The sequence below is a fragment of the Planomonospora algeriensis genome (genome assembly GCF_977012225.1).
Genome location: NZ_CDRNDK010000564.1, coordinates 1 through 3,597, shown reverse-complemented (window position 1 = coordinate 3,597; position 3,597 = coordinate 1). Strand labels below are relative to the sequence as shown.

The 3,597-nt window shown below is 72.0% G+C and carries 2 protein-coding genes; both read right to left on the bottom strand.

The window, feature by feature from the left end:
• Positions 1 to 37 precede the first annotated feature (37 nt).
• Complete coding sequence (locus ACWJ6R_RS32470; protein WP_449065879.1) at positions 38 to 2,533, bottom strand: DEAD/DEAH box helicase; 2,496 nt, start codon at positions 2,531 to 2,533, stop codon at positions 38 to 40.
• 58 nt (positions 2,534 to 2,591) lie between these two features.
• Positions 2,592 to 3,597: acyltransferase family protein (locus ACWJ6R_RS32465; protein ID WP_449065878.1), on the bottom strand; the 1,006-nt coding region annotated here is incomplete at its 5' end.

The window sequence follows — 3,597 nt, the reverse complement described above, 5'->3', positions numbered from 1 at the left end:
CGGGCCGCGCCGCCGGAGCGGCGGCGCGGCGGCGCGGTCAGAGGCGGTTGAGCCCGATGACGTGGACCACCGCCCGGCCCTCCTCGTCGGAGGCGGCCAGGTCGACCTGGGCGTCGATGCCCCAGTCGCCGTCGCCCGCCGGGTCGGCGATGACCTGGCGGACCTTCCAGAGCTCCTTCTCCTCCTCGATGCGGAGCAGAGCCGGGCCGCGGGCGTCCGGGCCGGTGCCGACCTCCTCATGGTCGTCGTAGTAGGCGTCCAGGGCGGCGGGCCAGTCGACGTCCGGGGCGAGCTCGGCGAGCTCCTCCTCCTTCTCCAGCGCGACCAGCTCCACCAGGCGGAACATCGCGTTGCGGACCAGCACCCGGAAGGCGCGCGGGTTGCCGGTGACCGGGCGTGGCTTGGTCTCGATCTCCTGCTCGGCCTCGGGCTGCAGGGACGGGTTGGACAGCTTCTCCCACTCGTCGATCAGGCTGGAGTCGACCTGGCGGACCAGCTCGCCGAGCCACTCGATCAGGTCGACCAGGTCCTCGGTCTTCAGGTGCTCGGGGATGGTCCGCGACAGCGTGCGGTAGGCGTCGGCCAGGTAGCGCAGCACGCTGCCCTCGGAGCGGGTCAGCTCGTAGTGGGCGACGTACTCGGTGAAGGTCATCGCCTGCTCGTACATGTCGCGGATGACGCTCTTGGGGCTGACCGTGTAGTCACCCACCCACGGGTGGCCGCGCCGGTAGGTCTCGTAGGCGCCCAGCAGCAGGTCGGCCAGGGGCATCGGATGGGTGATCTCGGCCAGGAGCTCCATCCGCTCGTCGTACTCGATCCCGTCGGCCTTCATCTGCGCGACGGCCTCGCCCCGGGCCCTCTTCAGCTGGGCGGACAGGATCTGGCGCGGGTCGTCGAGGATGGACTCCACGATCGAGACCATGTCGAGGGCGTAGACGGGCGACTCGCGGTCGAGCAGCTCGAAGGCGGCCAGGGCGAACGTCGACAGCGCCTGGTTGAGCGCGAAGTCCTCCTGCAGGTCGATGGTGAGGCGCGCCCGGCGGCCCTGCTCGTCGGGCTCGTCCAGCTGCTCCACCACGCCGCCGGCCAGCAGCGAGCGGTAGATCGCGATGGCCTGGCTGATGTGCCGCCGCTGCCACTTGCGGTCCTCGTGGTTGTCGGTGAGCAGGTGCCTCATCGCGGCGAAGCAGTCGCCGGGCCGGTTGATGACCGCCAGCAGCATGGCGTTGCTGACCTTGAAACGGGAGGCCAGCGGCTCGGGCTCGGCCTCCTGGAGCTTGGCGAAGGTCTCCTCGCTCCAGCCGACGAAGCCCTCCGGCGGCTTCTTGCGGGCGTAGCCGCGCCGCCGCTTGGGGTCGTCGCCGATCTTGGCCAGGGCCTTCTCGTTCTCGATGACGTACTCGGGGGCCTGGCAGGCGACGTAGCCGATGGTGTCGAAACCCGCCCGTCCGGCCCGCCCGGCGATCTGGTGGAACTCGCGGGCGCGCAGCCGCCGGACCTTGTTGCCGTCGTACTTGCTGAGCGCGGTGAACAGCACGGTGCGGATCGGCACGTTCACGCCGACGCCGAGGGTGTCGGTGCCGCAGATGACCTTCAGCAGGCCGGCCTGGGCCAGCCGCTCCACCAGGCGGCGGTACTTGGGCAGCATGCCGGCGTGGTGCACGCCGATGCCGTGCCGTACCAGCCGGGACAGGGCGCGGCCGAAGCTGGTGGTGAACCGGAAGTGGCCGATCAGCGCGGAGATGGCCTCCTTCTCGGCCTTGGTGCACATGTTGATGCTCATCAGCGACTGTGCCCGCTCCATGGCGGAGGCCTGGGTGAAGTGCACCACGTAGACCGGGTACTGGTTGGTGGAGAGCATCTCCTCCAGCGTCTCGTGCAGCGGGGTCATCCGGTAGGAGTAGACCAGCGGGACCGGGCGCTCGGCGTGCTTGACCACCGAGGTGGGCCGGCCGGTGCGCCGGGTCAGGTCCTCCTCGAACATGCTCACGTCGCCGAGGGTCGCCGACATCAGGATGAACTGCACGTTCGGCAGCTCCAGCAGCGGCACCTGCCAGGCCCAGCCGCGGTCCGGTTCGGCGTAGAAGTGGAACTCGTCCATCACGACCTGGCCGATGTCGGCCGCCGCGCCGTCGCGCAGCGCGACGTTGGCGAGGATCTCCGCGGTGCAGCAGATGATGGGCGCGCCGGGGTTCACGCTCGCGTCGCCGGTCATCATGCCGACGTTCTCGGTGCCGAACAGCTCGCACAGGTCGAAGAACTTCTCCGACACCAGCGCCTTGATCGGCGCGGTGTAGAAGGTGCGCACGTCGCGGGTGAGCGCGGTGAAGTGCGCCCCCGCCGCGACCAGGCTCTTGCCCGAGCCCGTCGGGGTGGCCAGGATCAGGTTGTTGCCCGAGACCACCTCGATCAGGGCCTCCTCCTGGGCCGGGTAGAGGGTGAGCCCCCGCTCGGTGTTCCACTCGACGAAGGCGTCGAAGATGGCGTCGGGGTCGGCGTCGATCTCTTCGGGCAGGCGATCTACAAGGCTCACCCTCCCATCCTGCCGAAGAACCGGCGGTGGTCGAACCACCGGGGCGGCAGAGAGGGGGTCAATTCCCAAGAATCCGGCGTGATCCGGCCGAACGGGTGAGCAGCAGCCCGCCCAGCAGCAGGCCGGAACCGAGCACGGGCCAGGGCCCCGGGGCGAAGCCGGACACGGTCAGCACGAGCAGCCCCGCGCCGGCCAGCGCGAGCGCCGCGGCGATCCTGGCGCTCCCCCCGCGGTACGGCGCCGCCGCCGGGGGCTCCTCGAAGCGCGACAGCCCGCGCAGCAGCGGCCACAGGACCAGGCAGAGCGCGGCCAGCCAGTGCGGCCAGCCGGACAGCCAGGCGGAGGTGCCCGGCTCCGGGGTGGGGACCCCCAGCCCCACCACGACCACCGCGGTGACGCAGAACAGCGCGCTCATGTGCCACAGATAGACGGTCATCATGCGCGGCCCGGCCCAGCCCAGCGCCCGCGCCGTCAGCGGCCACCGGGCGAAGGCGGTGATCTGCCGGCGCAGGGCGAGGGCCAGCCCGATCTGCCCGATCCCCACCGCCAGCAGCGCCGCCGTGGGCGGCGCCATGTTGGAGACCGCGGCCCCCGGCAGGCCGATCATGCTGCCCGGGTAGGGGCCGAAGGCCACCAGGAGCGCGGCCAGGCCGTACCCGGCCGCCGCCATGCCCCACAGGCGGGTCCGGGGGAGGTCCAGGCGGCCCTCGGCGTACAGGAAGCCGAGCTGGTGCACCGCCAGCCAGACCAGGCCGATGTTCGCCCAGCCCGCGGCCTCCAGGCCGCAGGCGAACCGCAGCACGTCGACCGCGACGGCCCCGGCCGCCAGCGCCGCGGGCACGCGCAGGCCGTACGCCGCGCCGAGCCGGCGCATCAGCGGCGTCGCAGCCACCGCGACGAGGTAGACGGCCAGGAACCACAGCAGCTGCCCGGCCAGGCGCGAGGCCGTGACCGACCGGCTGGGACGGCAGGCCGAGGGCGAGCAGCAGGTGCGGCAGGGGCAGCCAGACCGCGGCCAGCGGCAGCACCGGCCAGGCCAGGCGGCGCAACCGTGCCGCGAGCCA